This window comes from Plantactinospora sp. CNZ320 (genome assembly GCF_002846275.1).
Map to the genome: position 1 here is coordinate 1,955,023 of NZ_PJMP01000001.1, position 19,744 is coordinate 1,974,766.

Here is a 19,744-nt window from a genome sequence, read left to right on the forward strand (position 1 = left end):
GACCGGATCAGGAAGGTCCACTGTGATCGACAGCGTCGGGGTGACGGGCTGGGGTGTCATTGGCACCGCCATCGCAGCGCCGCGCGCCCACGCCGCGACAACCATCGCGGCGCCGTGCACCCACGCCGCGGCAACTCTCGTCGAGAGGCTCGGCCGCGACCGGGCCACGGCCGGGAGCCTCGACTCCCGGCGTAGCGGTGGTGCCGCGTGAACATCACCGACATCGCTCGGCTATCGGCGGAGCACGAGGCGATCCGCGCCGCGGTCCGCCAGGTCTGCGACGCCCGGGTGGCCCCGAATGCGGCCGCTGCGGACGAGTCCGCCCAGTTCCCGACCGCGTCGTACGAGGCGCTGCGGGCGGCCGACTTCCACGCGCCGCACATCCCCGAGGAGTACGGTGGCGCTGGCGCGGACGCGCTCGCCACCGCAATCGTGATCGAGGAGGTGGCCCGGGCCTGCGCCGCGTCGTCGCTGATCCCAGCGGTCAACAAGCTCGGCACCCTGCCGCTGCTGCTGGCCGGCTCGGAGGAGTTGAAGCGGGAGTTCCTGCCACCGGTGGCGGCCGGCGAGGCGATGTTCTCGTACTGCCTCTCCGAGCCCGAGGCGGGCAGCGACGCGGTCGCGCTCACCTCACGCGCGGAGGCGACCGGCGACGGGTACCTGCTAAACGGGGTCAAGCGGTGGATCAGCAACGCGGGCGAGTCACGGTTCTACACGGTCTTCGCCGTCACCGAGCCGGGCCGACGCGCCAGCGGTATATCGGCCTTCGTCGTGTCCCGGGACGACGCCGGTGTCAGCTTCGGCCCGCCGGAGAAGAAGCTCGGCATCAAGGGTTCGCCCACCCGCGAGGTCTACCTCGACAACGTGCGGATCCCGGCCACCCGCATGATCGGTGCGCCCGGTACCGGCTTCGCCACCGCGATGCGGACCCTCGACCACACCCGGGTGACGATCGCGGCGCAGGCGCTCGGCATAGCCCAGGGTGCGCTGGACCACGCACTCGGGTACGTCAAACAGCGACACCAGTTCGGCCGGCCGATCGCCGACTTCCAGGGCATCCAGTTCATGATCGCCGACATGAGCATGCGGTTGGCCGCGGCCCGCCAGTTGACGTACGCGGCGGCGGGAATGTCCGAACGCGACGATGCCGGCCTCACCTATGCGGGCGCGGCGGCCAAGTGCTTTGCGTCCGACGCGGCGATGGACATCACCACCGACGCGGTGCAGCTGCTCGGTGGATACGGCTACAGCCGCGAATTCCCGTTGGAGCGGATGATGCGGGATGCGAAGATCACCCAGATCTACGAGGGCACCAACCAGGTCCAACGGGTGGTCATGGCCCGCCAGATCCTCGCCGCCGGCTGAGCCGGACCTGGACCCGGTAGTTGGGGTGCAACCCGTGCCCGAGTCAAGGAGTCCGACAGCGACGGACCAGACCGGCGTTCATTTCTGGCAGTAAGAAGGGCTTCCGCAAGTCTCTGGCTTGCGGAAGCCCTCTCGATGTCGGGACGGCCGGATGCGGACCGATGCCCCCTCGATACCCAGGGATCGGTTGCTGTACTTCGCCGCCGTACAGCGGCTTCGGCGGGACGGATGTTGCTGGGCTCAGCCCGGTGCTACCGCGCTTGCCGCGAGGTTGGCCGTGCGGCGTGACGGTGCAGGAAGGTCGCGGCGGCCTCGGCGGCCTGCGTCACGTAAGGCTCGACGTCGTAGAGGTCGATGTGTCGCGCCGCGTCGAGCCAGACAAGCTCCTTCGGACCTGTGGCGTCGGCGTAGAGCGCCTCGGCGAGCGCGGGCGCGCAGTAGTCGTCGGTGCGACCGTGCACGACCAGCAGTGGAGTGGCCGCCAGCAACGGCGCCGCACCGAGTGCGTCGAAGGTCATGAGTGTGTGCAAGGACCCGTAGGTGACCCGGTTCTCCCAGTGTCTTGCGACGGAACGCCGGCTGCCGTAGTAGGCGAACGGCTCGTCGCCACCCATCGCCGCGGTCGCACCGTCCCGCGCGACCGCCGGCAGTTCCTCGTCGTAGCGCTCGATGAAGGAAACGAGGGTCTGGCGATAACCGTCCGGGTCACCCGCACTGAACCGGGTCGGGCTGTTGTACCCGCCGGCGATGCCCACCGCCGCGCATATTCTCGGATCCGTGGCGGCGGCGCGGACCGCGTAACCGCCACCGATGCAGATACCGACGATGGCAACACGGGCGGGGTGCACAGCCGGATGCGCGCCGAGCAGGCTCACCGCCGCGCGGAGGTCGGCGAGCTTGCCCTGACTGTCCTCGTGTCCGCGACGCCCGCCGCTCTCCCCGAAGCCGCGGTGGTCGAAGGCGAGTGTGGTCAGCCCACGCTCGTGCAGCCGCTGGGCGTACGTGCCGGTGACCTGCTCCTTGACCCCGGTGAACGGCCCGGTCAGCACGACGGCCGGCGCCCCGTCGCCGGCCACGGCGAGGTTGCCGACCAACGTGACCCCGTCGGCGGTGAACGTCACGCGCTGGGTGTTCACGCCGCCACCGCCTCGTCCGGCACCGCGCCTGCCCGATGCGCCGGTTCGGCGGCCAACTCCGCGGCGACCGCGTCCGCGCCGAGGCCGATCATCCAGGTCAGCGGCGCACCGGGCAGGAACCGGGTCATAACGTCGGTCAGCTCCGCGCGCTGCGGGTCGGTCAGCACCGACGCCCCGGCCGCGAGGCGGCGCACCGTCTCGCGGCACATCATGAGGTAGCGCCGCTGGTCGGCCAGCATGCCGACGTCGCCCGGCCCGCCGTGCCCTGGGTAGAGGACGGTGCCGTCGAGCGCGGTGGTGAGCGTGTCCAACACGGTGAGCCAGCTGCCGGTGTGCCCATCCGCGGTGTACGGGTGGGTGCCGTGAAATGCCAGGTCGCCGATGAACGCTCGGTCGTCGAGGGTGAGGTAGGAGTCGGCGTGGCTCTCCGCGGCGCCGACGGCGTGCATTGTGAAACGTAGCCCGGCCAGCTCCACCACGCTTCCTGCGCTCAGTCGCCGGTCCGGGACCCGGTGCCGGTCGGGCCACTCGTCGCCGTACACCGGCTGCCACTGCGCACGCTTCTCCTCAGCGATCCGCGCGATCGTGTCGGCCACATCGGCCGCCGCGAACACCGGTACATCGTCGCCGGCGAGCACAGGCAATCCGTTGAAGTGGTCCGGGTGAGCGTGCGTGACGAAAACGCCGAGCAACGGTTTGCGCAGCGCCGCGATACGGGCGGCCAGAGCGCGCGCATCGGAGAGCAGCAGGCTCGCGTCGACGAGTACGACGCCCTCGTCCGCCTCCACGAGGTAGCTGTTGACGAGCAGGCCGGCTTCGGCGGCGGTATAGGTGTGGACACGGTACTCGGACGTACGCTCGGCCATCTCGGCGGTGTTCCTCTCAACGTTTACTGTTGGGCCTCGACGCTAGGTCGCACACCGGCGGACGGACAGAAGGCACTTCGCGGTGCCCTTTCGACGGGCCCGGACCGTGCTGTCGATTTCAGGAGGTAACTCGATGGCGCTCGTGGTTCCGGACGTGCTGGAGGAGGGCTGCACGACGCGGCAGGCGATCGAGCGGCTCGCCTCGAAGTGGCGGGTCCTGCTCATCTACGCGCTGCTCGCCGGCCCTCAGCGGCACGCCGAGTTGCGCCGTCGAATCGCGGGAATCACCCAGAAGGTCCTGACCGAGACGCTGCGCGACATGGAGCGTGACGGGTTGGTGGAACGACGGGTACTGAAGGCGACACCGCCGCAGCACATCGAGTATGCGCTCACCGCCCTGGGCAGGACGCTCGAGGAACCGCTGGCCGCCATCTGTGCCTGGGCGACGGAGAACAACACGACCTGACTGGGCCATTCGTCAGCCGTGGTTGGACGTACGTGTGGGTTTGGGGATGGAGTGTCGGTAGCCCGCCGCCGAGGCGGGGAACTCCTGGTCACCCAGGACCCGGCTGGCACCGTCGACGGCGGCGGCGTGATGGGTCTTGCCGTGGGTGTCGACACCCTGTGACCTGACGCTTCTTGGCTGCCGTGCTGGAACCGTCGTCCCTTTCGCTTGCGCCGAACAGGGTCGGCACGCACCGCCGGGACGGGCGGACAGGACAGTGACGGGACCTCTTGCACAGGCTCCTATCAGGTCACGAACGCCCAGCGGGTGAGTGCAGGAACGGGTCACCCGGACACGCCGACGAATCCCCTAGAAGACACCGCGGTCAGTCAGAGGGTGAGTCAAACGGGCCGGGTGACCCGCTCCCACATCATCACTGTCAGAGGGTCAGCTTCCAGCCTTCGATCAGGCCCTCGTTGCCCCAACTGTTGTCCTCGGCCCGCAGCCGCCAGGTGCCGCCGCTCGGCTTTCCGGACAGGTCCACGATGAAGGTCCGGTAGGCGTTCGCGACCCCCATCCAGAGGAAGTCCTGGAGCAGGTATGTCTGCCCGTCGGGTGCGATCAGGGAAAGGTGGAGGCTCGGGGCCCACCCGTGACGGACGTGGACTTCGACATAGCTGAGGGTGGACGGCGCCCGGCCGCAGTCGGCCACGTTGATCGGTGAGGTGGCTACGCCGGAATCCGGGATGGGTACGTCGGCGGTGGCGATACCACCGCAGGCCGGTGCCGGCAGATTGGCGCCGGCCAGATTGAGCCGCCAGGAGTCCAGGGTTCCGTAGCCCATGGGGCCGGCGTCGCTGACGTACAGCTTCCAGGTGCCGTTCGCCGTCTTCGACGACAGGTTGTAGGTGAAGGTGTAGCCGATGTGATGATTACCGTAGCCGGTACGGAACAGCAGGTAGTACCAGGTGCCGTCGGGTGCGGTCAGCCTGATGTCGAGGTCCTCGATGCCGGTGTGGTCGATGTGTACCTCGACGGTGCTGTTGCTGGCGGCGGCGCCGGGGCAGTCGGTGATCGTGATGGGGATCTCGACGCCACCGTCTCGGGAGAGCGACGTGTCGGTGCCGTTGGTGCCGACACAGCCGGGCACGTCGTTGACGCGAAACTGGAACGCCGCCGGGCGGGTGGCCTCGGTCCCGGTGCCGATCACCGTGATGGTGTAGTCGCCGGCCAGCGTTGCCGGGCCAATGTTGATGGTCAGCGTGGAGCTGCCGTTGGAGGAGATGTTCGCCGGCGTGAAGGTGGCCGTAACGCCGTCGGGCGCGCCGATGGCCGTCAGCGAGACCGGTTGAACCGCGCCGCTGGTGACGGTGCCGGTGACGATGGTGGAGATGCTGCCGCCGACGGTGACGGTGCCATCGCTCGGGGTGGTGGTCAGGATGAAGTCGTTGTCGGGGGTGGTGGGGTCAACGTGGAGCAGCCGGTTCGGTGAGCCGGCGCCCGGATTGGTCACCACGCCGGGTGTGGCGTCGGCCAAGATCGCCTGGGTCACCTGCGCCGGGGTGTAGGTGGGGTTGTTGGCCAGGATCAGCGCGGCCGCCCCGGTGACGTGCGGGGTAGCCATCGACGTTCCGGAGGCGGTGCGGGTAGCCGTGTCACTGCCGACGTACGCCGAGGTGATGTCGACGCCCGGCGCGAAGATGTCCACACACGTACCGATGTTGGAGAAGGATGCACGTGCGTCGTTGGCGTCGGTGGCGGCGACCGTGATCGCCTCCGGGACACCGGCCGGACTGTAGTTGCACGCGTCGGCGCCGTTTTCGTTGCCCGCCGCCACCACGTAGGTGACGCCGTCGGCGATCGACCGCCTCACGGCCTCGACGTGGGGCGGCCACACCCCGCCACCGAGGCTCATGTTCGCGACGGCCACCTCACCAGGGTCGTGATCGCCGGTCACCCAGTCGATCCCGCCGATCACCTGGGCGATGTTGCCGCCGCCGTTGCAGCCGAGCACCCGCACGGCCACCAGTTGCACGTTCTTGGCCACTCCGTAGGTGGTGCCGCCGACCGTGCCGGCCACGTGGGTGCCGTGGCCGTAGCAGTCGGAGGCGTTGGCGTCGTTGTCGATGAAGTCCCAGCCGGATACCGCCCGCCCGGCGAACTCGCTGTGGCTCAGGTTGATGCCGGAGTCGATGATGTAGGCCTTCACGCCGGGTGACACGCGGGGGTAGGTGAACGAGTTGTCCAGTGGCAGCGTCCGCTGGTCGATCCGGTCCAGGCCCCACGACGGGGTCGGGCTCTGCACGTCCGTCACCGACACCGTGTGATTCTGCGTCACCGACGCCACGGCCGGGTTGGCGGCGAGCCGGCGGGCACCCCGCTCGGAGAGGCGGGCCTCGAAGCCGCGCAGGGCGTGCCGGTAGACCAGGCCGACACCGCCACTCTGCCGCGAGGCGAGAGATCGTGCGGTGCTGTCCACGGTGGTGGCTGTGACGACGGAGTCCCGCAACACGACGATGTAGGAGCCGGCCACGGCGGTCCGGCCGCCGGCGGCGAGGATCTCACCCTCGGCCGGGGCGGCCAGCGCGGGCATGGTGCTCGCGGTGAGCGCCAGCACTGCTGCCGCGGCAACGATGCCGGACCGGAACAGGGCAAGTCTGCCTAATCCTGTCGATGTCATGGGGCTTCCTTCCTGACGAGAGCGACACGCCCGGGACCGACCGAGCTGGACTCCCCGACGCTGCTCTGCGGACGACCACCGAAATCGCTGGCCAGCTGGCCCGGCATGGGAGGTGGTGACCCGTCGGCCGACGGTGGTCCATCCCGGACAACAGAGTGACCTATGTCGATATGATGCGTCGGGGAATTTTTCGCTGTCAACAAAATCCGCGATTCGATCCGCCCGGTCACTCCTGCGGTCGTCGGGGGTAGCGGGCGCATGTCAGCCGGCTCGGCGACGTGGACCGCGATCACGCTCGGGCTGAGACTGAGGGCACGATTCGATCGCCGCCTGACGGGCTGGCCACCAGGAGTACTGGCAGGACTGCGGCGTCCCTACGTGGGGGTAAGACAACCTGGATGGAGGCGGAGCTGACAGGCGTTCCGGTTGAAATCCTGGTTGATCAGAACGACACGATAACGCCGACCATCGGGGGGCGGCGTAGTCGCAGCATGCGAGCGAACCAGTTCCCCGCCCGTGACATGACGTATCGGCGGGCCAGCAGTTGGCGGGCCTGCACCGTCCCATCGCCGTCCAGCAACCGGGCCGTTCCCGTCACGCTCGGCGCATCCGGCGCCACCGTCCCGCGGAAGGAGCACGGCTGCACACACACGTGCGGGTTGTTCCGGATCCGCTTGACCTTGCCCGAACCCACTTCGGTCACGATCCAGAGTTCAGCACCGTGCGGTACATGCCAGACCGGCGTGGCCACCGGGGTGCCGTCCTTGCGGTAGGTGGTCAGACTGACGTACCGGCTACGGAAGATCTCGTCGGCCGCGGTCATCGTGTCAGCGTAGCTGGCAGCAGAGCCGCGTCAGGACAGTTGGATGTAGCCGAGATCGACGGATCCGGCGCCGCTGGAACAGCCCGGCGAAATGGCGCATTTCGCCCCGCAATCGTGTCTGGTTCACATGGCGCTACCTGCCCCACGACTTCCCACCCCACGCCACGGTCTACGGCTACTTCGTCGCCTGGAGCAAGGAAGGCATCTTCACCGACGCATCGCCCGTGATGCCGACCGGCCGCGAATGCTGCCCTTCCGCGAGTACGAGCATGCCGCTTGACCTGCCCGGACGACGTTTTCGGCAGGCACAAGGTGACGGAGGATCACGGCCCGGCCCGGTGCGGTGAGATCTCGCCGCACCCGGCCGGGCCGTCTGCTCTGAGCCGGTATGCGCCGATCGGGCTCGAGCCTTCGCTCTGCCACGATCCCGAAACTATCGGTCAACGCCCGAAACTATCGCTTGATAAACCCGCAACTTCCTGTAAGCCTGGATCCATCGAAGAGTGTGAGCGTTAACACTGTCGATGAACCCGTCAGGTCGCCCACAGAAGCCTCAAGCCCATCGTTGACACCCGCGCATGCCAACCAACCCCTGAACCGAGGCGGTGTGCGCCCGCAACGATCATCCCCAACCACCGGGAGGTGCGCGCGTCGACTAACTGGACGGCCCAGCACCCTTAGCCACCACCCTGCCGGCCGGGCGACTGGACCACTCATCGCAAGTTCCGCTTCGCCCGTACCGCACTAGAAAGTCTCATTTCGATCGTTGGAGGATCCGTATGGTCTCCCGAACCCGTCCCGCCGGGCGTCGACTTCGAACGCTGTCGGTTGTCGGGACCGCCGCGGTCGCCGTGGCTCTCACCGTCTCCCTGCTACCCAATCTCGCTCATGCCGCCGAGGCCACCCTGGGCGCGGCCGCGGCCCAGTCGGGTCGCTACTTCGGTACCGCCGTTGCCGTGAACAAGCTGAACGACAGTGCTTACACGACAATTTTGAACCGTGAGTTCAACCAGGTCACGGCTGAGAACGAGATGAAGCCCGACGCGCTTCAGCCGAACCGGGGACAGTTCAACTACACCAACGGCGACCGGCTGGTCAGCCACGCCCGTTCCCGGGGCATGAAGGTCAAGGGACACACCCTGGCCTGGCACGCGCAGCAGCCGGGCTGGATGCAGTCGCTGTCCGGTAGCGCGCTGCGGCAGGCGATGATCGACCACATCACCAACGTGGTCACCCACTACCGGGGCCAGCTGGACTCCTGGGACGTCGTCAACGAGGCCTACGCCGACGGCGGTGGCGGAGGCCGGCGTGACTCCAACCTCCAGCGCACCGGCAACGACTGGATCGAGGTGGCGTTCCGCACCGCCGACGCCGCCGACCCCAACGTCAAGCTCTGCTACAACGACTACAACACCGACAACTGGAACGACGCCAAGACCCAGGGTGTCTACAACATGGTGCGTGACTTCAAGCAGCGCGGCGTGCCGATTGACTGCGTCGGTTTCCAGACGCACTTCACCGGCGGGTCGAACTACCCGAGTAACTACCGCACCACGCTGTCCAGCTTCGCCGCCCTCGGCGTGGACGTGCAGGTCACCGAGTTGGACATCCGTAACGCGCCGGTCGACGCGTACCGCAACGTGACCAACGACTGCCTTGCCGTCTCCCGGTGCACGGGCATCACGGTGTGGGGCATCCGCGACTCGGACTCGTGGCGCTCCAGCGAAAACCCGCTGCTGTTCAACGGAAGTGGCCAGAAGAAGTCGGCGTACGACGCGGTGCTCGCCGCGCTGAACAGCGCAACCCCCAACCCGACCACGCCGGGGCCGAACCCGACCACGCCGGGGCCCACCGCTCCGCCCGGCTCCGCGAGCGAGATCGTCGGCGCTCAGTCGAACCGGTGTATCGACGCGCCCTCACGTAACAACGGCACCCGGGTGCAGCTCTACGACTGCAACAGGCAGTCCAACCAGTTGTGGACGTACACCTCGGGTAAGCAACTCCAGGTGTCCGGCAACATGTGTCTCGATGCGGCGGGTTCCGGTAACGGCGCGGCGGTCCAGATCTACAGCTGCCACAGTCAGACCAACCAGCAGTGGAACGTCAACTCCAACGGCACCATCAGTGGTGTGCAGTCCGGGCGGTGCCTGGACGTCTGGAGCACAGCCAACGGGGCCCAGGTCCAGTTGTACGACTGCCACGGACAGACCAACCAGCAATTCAGGCTCGTCTCGCTCGGCGGTCCCACCCAGCAGCCTACGCCGACGCCGACGGCCAGTACGACGCCCACGCCCACGCCGACGGGCGCCAACTGCCAGCTTCCGTCGACGTACCGTTGGTCGTCGACCGGCGCGCTGGCGCAGCCGAGGTCGGGATGGGTGTCGCTGAAAGACTTCACCTACGCCCCGTACAACGGCCAGCACCTCGTCTACGCCACGACGCACGACACCGGAACGACGTGGGGCTCGATGAACTTCGGCCTCTTCTCGGACTGGTCCCAGATGGGCTCGGCCAGCCAGAACGCGATGTCGTCGAGTACCGTCGCACCGTCGCTGTTCTACTTCGCGCCGCGCAACATCTGGGTGCTCGCCTACCAGTGGGGTGGGACCGCGTTCTCCTACCGCACGTCGAGCAACCCCACCAACGCGAACGGATGGTCGGCGCAGCAGACCCTCTCCACCGCGAGCATCTCCGACTCCGGCACCGGTCCGATCGACCAGGCACTGATCGGCGACGACCAGAACATGTACCTGTTCTTCGCCGGAGACAACGGCCGGATCTACCGGTCCAGCATGCCGATCGGGAACTTCCCCGGCAGCTTCGGCTCGAACTACACGACGATCATGACCGACTCGACCAACAACCTGTTCGAGGGCGTCCAGGTCTACAAGCTCCAGGGCGAGAACCGGTACCTGATGCTCGTCGAGGCGATCGGCGCGAACGGGCGCTACTTCCGCTCGTTCACCGCCACCAGCCTGGGTGGTTCCTGGACGCCGCAGGCGACGAGTGAGAGCAACCCGTTCGCCGGCAAGGCCAACAGCGGCGCCACCTGGACCAACGACATCAGCCATGGCGAACTCATCCGCAGCAACGCCGACCAGACCATGACCGTGAACGCCTGCAACCTGCAACTGCTCTACCAGGGGCGTTCCCCCAACTCCGGCGGCGACTACGGCCTCCTGCCCTACCGACCGGGTCTGCTGACCCTCCAGCGCTAACGATCGGAGAACGCCGGAGCGGGCGGGCTGGGCACGGTACCGAGCCCGCCCGCTCCTCACCTACCCCATCACCAGGAGGTACCGACAGTGCGAGGACACACACCCCACCCCACGCCATCGGGGGACACCCATGCTGACCGAAGGTCCCCCGGCTTTCGGGGAAGGCTGTTCACGCTCACCGCGGCCGGGATCGTAGCCGCCGTCGGGTTGTTCGCCATGGTGGTGACGACCGGGTCAGCGTCGGCCGCCGACAACCCGTACCAGCGGGGCCCGGACCCCACCCGCACCAGTGTCACGGCCGAAAGGGGCCCCTTCGCCAACACGTCGGTCAGCGTCCCGACCGGGTACGGCTTCAACGGCGGCAGGATCTACTACCCGACCGACACCAGCCAGGGCACCTTCGGGGCCATCGCGATCTCGCCGGGTTACACCGCGTTGTTCTCGGCCGAGCTGGCCTGGATGGGGCCGTGGCTGGCCTCGCACGGCTTCGTCGTGATCGGCATCGAGACCAACAGCCGTAACGACTTCGACACGGCCCGAGGAACCCAGTTGCTCGCCGCGTTGGACTACCTGACCCAGCAGAGCCCGGTGCGCGACCGGGTGGACCCGAACCGGCTCGCCGTGTCCGGTCACTCCATGGGCGGCGGTGGGGCGTTGAGCGCAGCCATCCGGCGCTCGTCGTTGAAGGCAGTGGTCGGCATCGCGCCGTACTCGCCGTCGTCGAACCTGGCCAACGATCGGGTGCCCACGATGATCTTCTCTGGGCAGGCGGACACGGTGGTCACCCCGTCCTACGCCACCGGCCTGTACAACAGCCTCCCGGCCACGACGGAGAGCGTCTACCTGGAGGTCGCCGGTGCGGATCATGGCTTCATGGTCGGTCGGTCGAACCCGGTGATGATCCGGACCATGCTGCCGTTCGTCAAGATGTTCATCGACAACGATGCCCGGTACAGCCAGTTCCTCTGCCCGCTGCTGGACTCCAGCGGCGTGGTCACCTACCGCAGCACGTGCCCGTTGCTGCCCCCGCCGGCGACCGGCACGCCGACGCCGACCCCCTCCGGCAACCCGACGACCCCGCCGACCACGCCTCCGTCCACCCCCACCGCTCCGCCCGGTTCCGCCAGTGAGATCGTCGGCGCTCAGTCGAACCGGTGTATCGACGCGCCCTCACGTAACAACGGCACCCGGGTGCAGCTCTACGACTGCAACAGGCAGTCCAACCAGTTGTGGACGTACACCTCGGGTAAGCAACTCCAGGTGTCCGGCAACATGTGTCTCGATGCGGCGGGTTCCGGTAACGGCGCGGCGGTCCAGATCTACAGCTGCCACAGTCAGACCAACCAGCAGTGGAACGTCAACTCCAACGGCACCATCAGTGGTGTGCAGTCCGGGCGGTGCCTGGACGTCTGGAGCACAGCCAACGGGGCCCAGGTCCAGTTGTACGACTGCCACGGACAGACCAACCAGCAATTCAGGCTCGTGTCGAGATAGCGCTGCTCTCCGGTCGGGTTGGGTCTGATCGCTGATCAAGTGCCACCCGACCGGAGAGACTCGTGACTCCCGTCCGTCACCGTCGTGCGACGTAGACCGCGTTCGTCTCCTGCGAATGCGGGGGCAGACCCAGCGGAAGCATCGGCACCAGGAGTGGGCTGTTGCGTTCCCGAATCGGTAGAGACGTCGAACCGCGTCTGCCGGTCGGAAATCAGATCGCTCGGGCGAGCTCGCTGAACACCGCAGCGACGCGTAGCGCCGGTGGCGCTTCGTGTCCGAGTTCAGCATCCGCAGCGTCCGCTGGAGAAACGGTCAAGTCGCGGGTGAGCTTTTGAAGATCCAATAGTGGCATATGGCAACCTGCCCGAGTCGAGGAGTCCAACAGCGACGCGCTAGACCGAACATTCATTTCAAGCCATGAAAAGAGGGTTCCCGCAAGTCTCTGACCCGCGGCAACCCTCTCGCTGTCGGGACGGCCGGATTCGAACCGACGACCCCTTGACCCCCAGTTTTACAACGATTCTGTCACGCAGTGCCAGGATAGGATGAAACGTCCATAGAAACGGGCAAGAACGACGTTCTCAAATGCCGGTCCATGCCGTGGCTCACCGCCACATCCGCCCGTTGCGACCTCCTCTGTTACCGGGCTTGTTACCGCGGATCGTCAAGCGCCTGCCATGCCGGGCAGTCCGGACGAACTCCTTGCCTGCGCACCGCGTGTGGCTCCTCCAGCCATTCGATCGGGGAGTGTCAAGTTAACGGCTGATCTTGGTTGTTGAGGTGGTCAGTCGTTGGCCGGGGTGAGCCGGCCCTCGAAGGCGATCTGGAACGCGTTCAAGGGGTGCCTTCCAGCGCATGGTCCATCGGCGGCGTCCCTCGCCGGTGGGGTCGAGGCTCATCAAGGCCATGTAGACGCACTTGAGTGCTGCGGCCTCGTTCGGGAAGTGTCCGCGGGCGCGGACGGCCTTGCGGATGCGGGCGTTGACCGACTCGATCGCGTTCGTGGAGCAGATGACCTTGCGGATCTCGACGTCGAAGGCGAGGAAGGGCACGAACTCGGCCCAGGCGTTCTCCCACAGCCTGACGATCGCCGGGTACTTACGTCCCCAGGCCTCAGCGAACTCGAGGAACCGTTCGGTCGCGGCGTCCTCGGTCGCAGCGGTGTAGACCGGCTTGAGCGCTTTCGCGATCTTGTCCCAGTCCTGCCTCGCGGCGTAGCGGAACGAGTTGCGTAGCAGGTGAACTACACACGTTTGCACGATCGTGAGTGGCCAGACCGTCGCGACGGCGTCCGGCAGGCCCTTGAGCCCGTTGCAGACGAGCATCAACACGTCCTGAACGCCGCGGTTCTTCAGCTCGGTGAGTACGTGCAGCCAGTGCTTCGCGCCCTCGCCACCGTCGCCGGCCCAAATCCCGAGGATGTCGCGGTGCCCGTCGACGGTGACCGCCATGACGATGTAGATCGGCCGGTTCGCGACCTGACCATCACGGATCTTGACGTTGATGGCATCGATGAAGACGACCGGATACACCCGGTCCAGCGGCCGGTTCTGCCACTCGGCCATGCCGTCCATGACCTTGTCGGTGATGGTGGAGATGGTCTGCTTGGACACCTCGGCGCCATACACCTCGGCCAGATGGGCGGCGATCTCGCCGTGCGTCAACCCCTTTGCCGACAACGACAACACCATGTCATCGACCCCGGACAGGCGCCGCTGCCGCTTCCGCACGATCTGCGGCTCGAACGTGCCCGCCGCGTCGCGCGGGACCCGAACCTCGACCCGGCCGACGTCGGTCAGCACCGTCTTGGTGCGGCTGCCGTTACGCGTGTTCCCGCTGCCCCGACCCGCCGGGTCGTGCTTGTCGTAGCCGACGTGATCGGTGATCTCACCATCCAACGCCGACTCCAGGACCCGCTTGGTCAGCTGCTGCAACAGCCCGCCCTCACCGGTCAGCTGCAGCCCGTCACCACGAGCCCTATCGACCAGCATCGCGATCAACTGCTCATCCGTGACCGCACCCACCGGCCCGCCGGCCGGCTCCTGTCCCACGGTGGTCTCGGTCGTCATCTGGCGTCTCTCCCTTGATCGGTCGATCAGCCGTTATTTGTACAGTCCCGAACAGCGTCTCGGTCCTCTCCCGATGGTGCTGTCGTCGTGGATCCGCATCGTGGGCGACGTATGGCTGGTCGGGACGCACCCGCAATGGCCCAGCTCAGCAGCCGCTGACCCGCTCGTGCTGGAGCTGTCGGGTTCCCGCTACCCGGACAGCGACATCCGCAAGTACTTCGCGGAAGAGATCGAGGCGTGGCGAGAAGAGCAGCACGTGCCATTCCTACTGCCCGTCGCGCCCGACCACTACCACAAGGACAACGTCAGCGGCGGTAACCCTTAGAGCCTGGTAAATAAGGGGTTCAGGGGTGTTGGTGGCGGGCGAGGCGGCGGGCCATCACGATGACCATGGCCCATTGGACCATCGCGGCGTGGTGTTCGGTTAGGCGTTTGTAGTCACGGACGGTGCGGCGGCACCGGTTGATCCAGGAGAAGGTCCGTTCGACCGCCCATCTGCGGTGTAGGACGACGAAGGTGGTCTGTCCGGCGAGTTTGGCCACGATCTGCACGGTCATGGCGAGGTGGGTCGCGGCCCAGGTGACGACCTTGCCGGTGTAGCCGCTGTCGGCCCAGACCAGGCTGATGCCGGGTAAGCACGCGCGTAGTGCCCACAGCAGTGGTCGGGCGGCGTCGCGGTCCTGGACGCCTGCGCCGGTGACCAGGACGGCCAGGAGCAGACCGCAGGTGTCCACGGCGATGTGCCGCTTGCGGCCGTTGATCCTCTTCCCCGCGTCGTAGCCGCGGCTCGGTCGCCCGACGGTCTCCGCACCGCGTACCGACTGGGAGTCGATCAACGCGGCCGTCGGTTGCCGGTCCCGGTGCTCGATCTGGGTGCGGACCTGTTCGCGCAGGCTATTGTGCATCCGATTCAACGTCCCGTCCGCGGTCCAGGTCTTGAAGTAGTGGTAGACCAACTTGTGGTGCGGGAAGTCCGCCGGTAACGCGGCCCACTGGCAGCCGGTCCGATCGAGGTAACGGATCGCGTCCACGACATCGCGCCGCGGGTAGGCGATCGGGCGGCCGCGTCCGGTCCCGGCCGGAACGTGCGGGGCGATGACGGCCCATTCCGCGTCGGTGGTGTCCGACGGGTAGTGCCGTGGCCGGGCGGTGGGCAGGTGCGCATCGAGGGTGGCCGGGGTGGCGTACGAGGCGACACCGGCGACAAGGTATACAGACAGGGTTGGGCCTTCGGTCGTGCTGGTTTAGTCACCTTCGCTCGTACCGAAGGCCCATCCCTATGTCACGACGCCACGCCGCACTCCATGATCGTCACCCTCGCCAGCCTCCGAAGCCCTTATTTACCAGGCTCTCAGACGACATGCCCCGGCACTACGGCGCCAGCGCAGCCGCCGAACGCGCCCAGGAAAGCCAATCCCGTGTCGGGATCGGTGAGCGTGTCTGAGCCCGAAAAACGGACAGCCGGGTCGACGGGGCTGACACCGGAGCAACGTCGACGCCGGGCACGCATAGCTGCCCACGCATCCTGGGCCAAGACGACCGACCGTCGCGCCCGCACGGCAGCTGGGACGCAGGGCTTCCTCGATCGCTTCGAACGACAGGTCGATCCCGAGGGACTGCTCGACCCAGATGTACGCGCGGAAATGGCACGACACGCCAGGACGGCATACATGTTGCAGCTGGCGGAACGGTCCCGCAAGTCCCGCCGTCGGCGTACAGATCCGAGTGGATAGGCAGGTACGCCGTGACTTACAGGGATCGGCATGGCAAAAGAGCTCTTCACCAGCGACGTGCATCTCGTCGGCGTCTGGATCAACGGCCGCACCGCGCCACCTTCGCGCATCCCCGCTCGCCTCGGTGGTGGGTTCCACTCTGGTCGTTCGCTGGCCGAATCCACAGGCGGCAAACCGGCGATTGACCGGCGATTCGCCGCTCGGCGACGATGACGCCATGGCCGCCACCGGGACACAGAGCATCGAACCAGCCGTCATCACCGCCTCGGCGAGCGTCGTGATCGCGGTGATCGTCTTCGTCGCGAACCAGCTCGCGTCCCTGCGTAACGAGCGGCGCAAAGCGCGCCTGACCCGGGTCAGCGATCAGTTGCGTGAGCTGTATGGGCCGCTGTACGCACTCGTGTCGGTGAACGAGCATCTATGGCGCACCATGCGAGCATCACACCTGCCGGAGCGGGAAGATCGGCACGCCGGCGCGATGACGGTCGACGAGTCCGAACAGTGGACCCGGTGGCTGCAGCAAGGGCTGATGCCGGCGAACAAGCAGATGCGGGACCTCATCGTCAAGCACGCCGACCTAATCGCCGAGGATGACGTGCCCGTGCCGTTACAGGACTTTTGCGCGCACGTGGCGTCCTATGAGGTGCATCTGGCCCGGCCGGCGGGGTCGCCGCCGCGGCGGGCGTTGATCGCGCACCCGGGCGAGCCGTTCGTCACGTACGTGGGGGACGGCTTCGCGACGCTCAAGAAGGAGCAGGCCCGCCTGCTCGGCGGCAAGGCCGGCGGGACCATGCCATCGGTGTCTTGACCCCGCCATGGTCGCACTGCGAAACTGCCTGAGCACAGGATGTGATTCCGGCGTGGGGAGGTCGCCGTGTCTCCACCGGTCGACCACCTGAAGGTCTTCGTCTCATTCTCAAGCCGCGACGGCAAGCCGCACGCCGCCCGGCTGGCGCATTGGCTGCGCACCACGATGAACGCGAGCCCGTTCCTCTTTACCGAGCGGCCGCCGGGTGAGCACTTTCCCACCGTCATCCAGCGGGCGATCCGCGAGTGCAACGTCCTGCTCGCCTTGATGACTCCGGGCTACGCGGCGGATACCAGCGTTGTCTGCGCGCAGGAGGTCGGAAAGGCCCGGGAGCTGAATCGGCCGGTCATCCCCCTGCGGATGACACCAAAGGCCGCGACGCCGTTGCAACTGAGTCAGATCACTCGGCTCGATCTCTCCACAGCCCGCGCACCCGACTGGGCCGCTCTGCTTGAGCAGCTAACGCAGCTCTCATCGCCTGAGTATCAGCGCACCCAGCTCCTGAGGGAACGCGAACTCTGGGCGCGGCACCACCCCGGCGATGACGACTTCTTCGAGCTCGCCGACCGGCAGATCGCCGACGAGCAGCGCCGTCTCGAGCTCGACGCCGCCGACGACGACGCCGAACTCGAAACCGAGCTGGCCGCCGAACGCGCGGCCCGGCGCCGACCACGCAGCACATCCGGACCGGGAACCCGCTTTCTGAGTAGGCCGCCGGCTGTGCCGCCGAGCGAGTTCCAAGATCGCGTGACCGAGCGGGCCGCGCTGTTGGACGCCGTCCGGGACGCCAAGAGCCCGCTCGTCGTCCTGCTCACCGGTAAGGCCGGCAGCGGCAAGACGGCGATGCTGTCCAAGCTGGCGGACGCTTTGGACGGTTCGGACGACGAGGTGCGGTGGTTCGCCTACCTGCCGGCGTTCGGCCAGCTGGGGGTGTCGCCCGCGACGGTGCTGGGTGCGCTCGCCCGTATGGCAGACGACGACCGTGAGGACGGCCGCTGTCAGGAGATGCTGCGAGACGGCGACGTCAGCTGGCGCAGCGCGGCCGGCGAAATCCTGGATCGCCTCCGGCCCGGCCGCGTGGTGCTGGTACTCGACAACGTGGAGCGGATCGTCGACACCGAGGGACGGCTGACCGACACCGAGCTGGGACGACTCATCGAAACCATCCACCGCCGCGAACAGCAGTCCATCGTCCTGGTGCTCGCCTCGTCGCGTCCGATCGAGCTGCCGCTCCGCCGGTCGCCGGCCGCTCGGATCGAACTCGATGTCGGCCTGGACGACATCTTCGGCGCGGAACTCCTCAGGGCGATGGACGCGCAGGACCGCCGCGGGCTCGGCACCGCCACGAATGCCGAACGCCGATTCCTCTCCTACCTCGCGCAGGGGCACCCACGCACGCTGGAGCTCGTGACCGCCCTGCTACATAGCGATGCCCAATGCACGGTTGCGTCGCTGATCGAGTCGCTCGAGACCGAGCTGGGCGACGCGACGCCCGCGGCGTACCTGATGGACCGGATCCTCGACGTCCTGCCGGACCTGGACCGCATGGTCCTCACCGCGCTCGCCGTCTTCGGCCAGCCGGTCCCCGCGGTGGCGGTCGACTTCCTGCTCGGCCCTTACCGCCCCAAGGTCCGCAGCGCCAGCACATTGCAGCTGCTTAGCGCGCGACGCGTCATACGTGCCGACGGTGACCGGTACTTCGTCCCATCCGCGGACGACGCCGCTATCGTGTTGGGCGGCATCCCGGCCGGGGACATCGACGAGTACGACGAGGAGTCGTTTCACTGGACTTTGCTCGACCTCAGCGTCTGGGCGGCCGAGTATCAGATCTCGGTGGCGCGGGAGGATCCGCAGCGCGTCGAGGATTTGGGGCCGCAGTTCAGCGAGGTCGAGCTGCGGATCCAGGCCGGTGATCTGCGGGGCGCGGTGCAGTCGATCGAGGCTATGGACGACGGATGGCTCTTCGGATGGGGGCAGACCTACCTGCTCGCACCGTGGCTGCGCCGGCTGGAAGGAGGGTTCACCGAGCCTGAGATGCAGGTGCCAGTGCTGTCCATGCTGGCTAACGGACACCTCCAGCTGGGCGAGTTCGCCGAGGCGACGAGCCGCATCGGCACGGCGGCCGAGCTGGTGCAGTCGTTGCCGGTCGATCGCGTCGTTGAGTTCCACCTCCAGGCGGGCAGCATCAACTACCAGCACAAGAGAGTTGAGGCGGCCGCCGGTCACTATGCCGACGCGTTCGCCCACACCACCCGCGACGACCAATGGCACGAGGCCGTCAAGGCGCGGTCGGGACTCGCCATCTGCGCCACTCGCACGGGCGACCTTCCGGGCGCCGGCAGTCACATCCGTGCTGCCCGCGACCTGCTGATCAAGCACCATGACGGCGAGTCCCTGCTATCCGGGGAGCTGTGGCTGAACGAGGCGTGGCTGCGGGGGTTTGAGGGCGACACCGACGCCGCCGAGAGCTGCTACATGGCCGCCCGGAAGATCAGCCGCGACGGGCGGCATCGCGACACGACTCTGCTGGGTTGGACCTACTGCGCCCAGTCCGCCCGAGACCTTGACCTTCGCCGATTCGACGCCGCTTACGTTGCAGCCCAGCGGGCGATCGACTGCGCGGCGCTGCGCAACGACAATCGCGTGCTGCGTGAGGCGAAGAATCGCATCGTTCTCGCGCTGCTCTGCCGCAACGAGTTGGCACCCGCCCTCGAAGAGGCGCGCTTCGCCACCACTGTCGAGCAGCGGCACACCGGGCTGCCGGCGTTCACGCTACGGGGACTGGTCGAGTACCGCCTGGGCGACCCGAACGCCGACGCCAGCCTCGACAAGGCCTATCGGTTGGCGGACGACTACCTACGCCTCGAAAAGCAGAGCTTCGAGGTCCACGACCTACTCGGCATCGTGCTGCTGGTGCGTGCGATCGACGATCCGCTCACCTACGAGGAGCGCATGATCGAGGCCTTTCAGAACGCGCGTCGCCTGACCAGCGCATCCGGCGCGGTGGGCCGGGTACAGCTCCTGATCGACCAGGTTGCGCCAGCGTTGCCATCGCCAGTGGTCGACCGCGCCAGGGCAGCGGCCGCCTCACTTCTTGCCGACTGAGG

General features: G+C 67.4%; 13 protein-coding genes and 1 pseudogene. 8 read left to right on the top strand and 6 right to left on the bottom strand.

Annotated elements, in window-relative coordinates:
• Positions 1–207 precede the first annotated feature (207 nt).
• The gene (locus CLT71_RS08400) at positions 208–1,365 is read left to right on the top strand and encodes an acyl-CoA dehydrogenase family protein (RefSeq protein ID WP_101366615.1); all 1,158 of its coding nucleotides are present in this window, start codon (positions 208–210) and stop codon (positions 1,363–1,365) included.
• A gap of 251 nt (positions 1,366–1,616) precedes the next feature.
• On the opposite strand, the gene CLT71_RS08405 is transcribed toward CLT71_RS08400, so the two are convergent.
• Positions 1,617–2,501 carry an alpha/beta hydrolase gene (locus tag CLT71_RS08405; protein ID WP_101366616.1) on the bottom strand — a complete coding sequence of 295 codons (885 nt, stop codon included), beginning with the start codon at positions 2,499–2,501 and terminating at the stop codon, positions 1,617–1,619.
• A complete protein-coding gene (locus CLT71_RS08410; RefSeq protein ID WP_101366617.1) occupies positions 2,498–3,367 on the bottom strand; it encodes an MBL fold metallo-hydrolase in 870 nt (289 codons plus the stop codon). The genes CLT71_RS08405 and CLT71_RS08410 overlap by 4 nt, the downstream gene beginning before the upstream one ends.
• 133 nt (positions 3,368–3,500) lie before the next feature.
• Between CLT71_RS08410 and CLT71_RS08415 the strand changes: the two genes are divergently transcribed.
• On the top strand, positions 3,501–3,833 hold the full coding sequence (locus CLT71_RS08415) for a winged helix-turn-helix transcriptional regulator (RefSeq protein WP_101366618.1): 333 nt from the start codon (positions 3,501–3,503) through the stop codon (positions 3,831–3,833).
• A 418-nt stretch (positions 3,834–4,251) separates the two neighbouring features.
• On the opposite strand, the gene CLT71_RS08425 is transcribed toward CLT71_RS08415, so the two are convergent.
• Positions 4,252–6,492: a S8 family peptidase gene (locus CLT71_RS08425; RefSeq protein ID WP_101366620.1), complete on the bottom strand. Its 2,241-nt coding sequence runs from the start codon at positions 6,490–6,492 to the stop codon at positions 4,252–4,254.
• 442 nt (positions 6,493–6,934) lie between these two features.
• Entirely contained in the window at positions 6,935–7,315 is a 381-nt protein-coding gene (locus CLT71_RS08430; protein WP_101366621.1) for a PPOX class F420-dependent oxidoreductase, read from the bottom strand.
• A gap of 779 nt (positions 7,316–8,094) precedes the next feature.
• On the opposite strand from CLT71_RS08430, the gene CLT71_RS08440 reads away from it, so the two are divergent.
• Positions 8,095–10,533 (top strand): non-reducing end alpha-L-arabinofuranosidase family hydrolase, encoded by a 2,439-nt coding sequence (locus CLT71_RS08440; RefSeq protein WP_101366622.1) that lies wholly within the window; start codon positions 8,095–8,097, stop codon positions 10,531–10,533.
• Between the two features lie 216 nt (positions 10,534–10,749).
• Positions 10,750–12,027, top strand: a complete 1,278-nt coding sequence (locus CLT71_RS08445) for a poly(ethylene terephthalate) hydrolase family protein (RefSeq protein ID WP_486483143.1) — start codon at positions 10,750–10,752, stop codon at positions 12,025–12,027.
• 784 nt (positions 12,028–12,811) lie between these two features.
• Here CLT71_RS08445 and CLT71_RS08450 read toward each other — a convergent pair.
• Positions 12,812–14,018: pseudogene (locus CLT71_RS08450) on the bottom strand (IS256 family transposase).
• Positions 14,019–14,037: 19 nt separating this feature from the next.
• Here CLT71_RS08450 and CLT71_RS08455 point away from each other — a divergent pair.
• Positions 14,038–14,421 carry a hypothetical protein gene (locus tag CLT71_RS08455; protein WP_486483144.1) on the top strand — a complete coding sequence of 128 codons (384 nt, stop codon included), beginning with the start codon at positions 14,038–14,040 and terminating at the stop codon, positions 14,419–14,421.
• Positions 14,422–14,440: 19 nt separating this feature from the next.
• On the opposite strand, the gene CLT71_RS08460 is transcribed toward CLT71_RS08455, so the two are convergent.
• Complete coding sequence (locus CLT71_RS08460; RefSeq protein WP_199187880.1) at positions 14,441–15,316, bottom strand: IS5 family transposase; 876 nt, start codon at positions 15,314–15,316, stop codon at positions 14,441–14,443.
• A gap of 543 nt (positions 15,317–15,859) precedes the next feature.
• Here CLT71_RS08460 and CLT71_RS36415 point away from each other — a divergent pair.
• The 3 genes from CLT71_RS36415 to CLT71_RS08480 all read left to right on the top strand — a co-directional run bounded on the left by CLT71_RS36415 (position 15,860) and on the right by CLT71_RS08480 (position 19,742).
• Positions 15,860–16,042 carry a hypothetical protein gene (locus CLT71_RS36415; RefSeq protein WP_143743413.1) on the top strand — a complete coding sequence of 61 codons (183 nt, stop codon included), beginning with the start codon at positions 15,860–15,862 and terminating at the stop codon, positions 16,040–16,042.
• Positions 16,043–16,046: 4 nt separating this feature from the next.
• Positions 16,047–16,637 carry a hypothetical protein gene (locus CLT71_RS08475; protein WP_101371262.1) on the top strand — a complete coding sequence of 197 codons (591 nt, stop codon included), beginning with the start codon at positions 16,047–16,049 and terminating at the stop codon, positions 16,635–16,637.
• Positions 16,638–16,703: 66 nt separating this feature from the next.
• The gene (locus tag CLT71_RS08480) at positions 16,704–19,742 is read left to right on the top strand and encodes a TIR domain-containing protein (RefSeq protein WP_101366626.1); all 3,039 of its coding nucleotides are present in this window, start codon (positions 16,704–16,706) and stop codon (positions 19,740–19,742) included.
• The last annotated feature ends 2 nt before the right edge of the window (positions 19,743–19,744 follow it).

Excerpts from the sequence above, each read along its gene's own strand:
- CLT71_RS08410 (WP_101366617.1), bottom strand. The coding sequence starts at position 3,367 with ATGGCCGAGCGTACGTCCGAGTACCGTGTCCACACCTATACCGCCGCC.
- CLT71_RS08415 (WP_101366618.1), top strand. The coding sequence starts at position 3,501 with ATGGCGCTCGTGGTTCCGGACGTGCTGGAGGAGGGCTGCACGACGCGG.
- CLT71_RS08425 (WP_101366620.1), bottom strand. The coding sequence starts at position 6,492 with ATGACATCGACAGGATTAGGCAGACTTGCCCTGTTCCGGTCCGGCATC.
- CLT71_RS08430 (WP_101366621.1), bottom strand. The coding sequence starts at position 7,315 with ATGACCGCGGCCGACGAGATCTTCCGTAGCCGGTACGTCAGTCTGACC.
- CLT71_RS08440 (WP_101366622.1), top strand. The coding sequence starts at position 8,095 with ATGGTCTCCCGAACCCGTCCCGCCGGGCGTCGACTTCGAACGCTGTCG.
- CLT71_RS08445 (WP_486483143.1), top strand. The coding sequence starts at position 10,750 with ATGGTGGTGACGACCGGGTCAGCGTCGGCCGCCGACAACCCGTACCAG.
- CLT71_RS36415 (WP_143743413.1), top strand. The coding sequence starts at position 15,860 with ATGGCAAAAGAGCTCTTCACCAGCGACGTGCATCTCGTCGGCGTCTGG.
- CLT71_RS08475 (WP_101371262.1), top strand. The coding sequence starts at position 16,047 with ATGGCCGCCACCGGGACACAGAGCATCGAACCAGCCGTCATCACCGCC.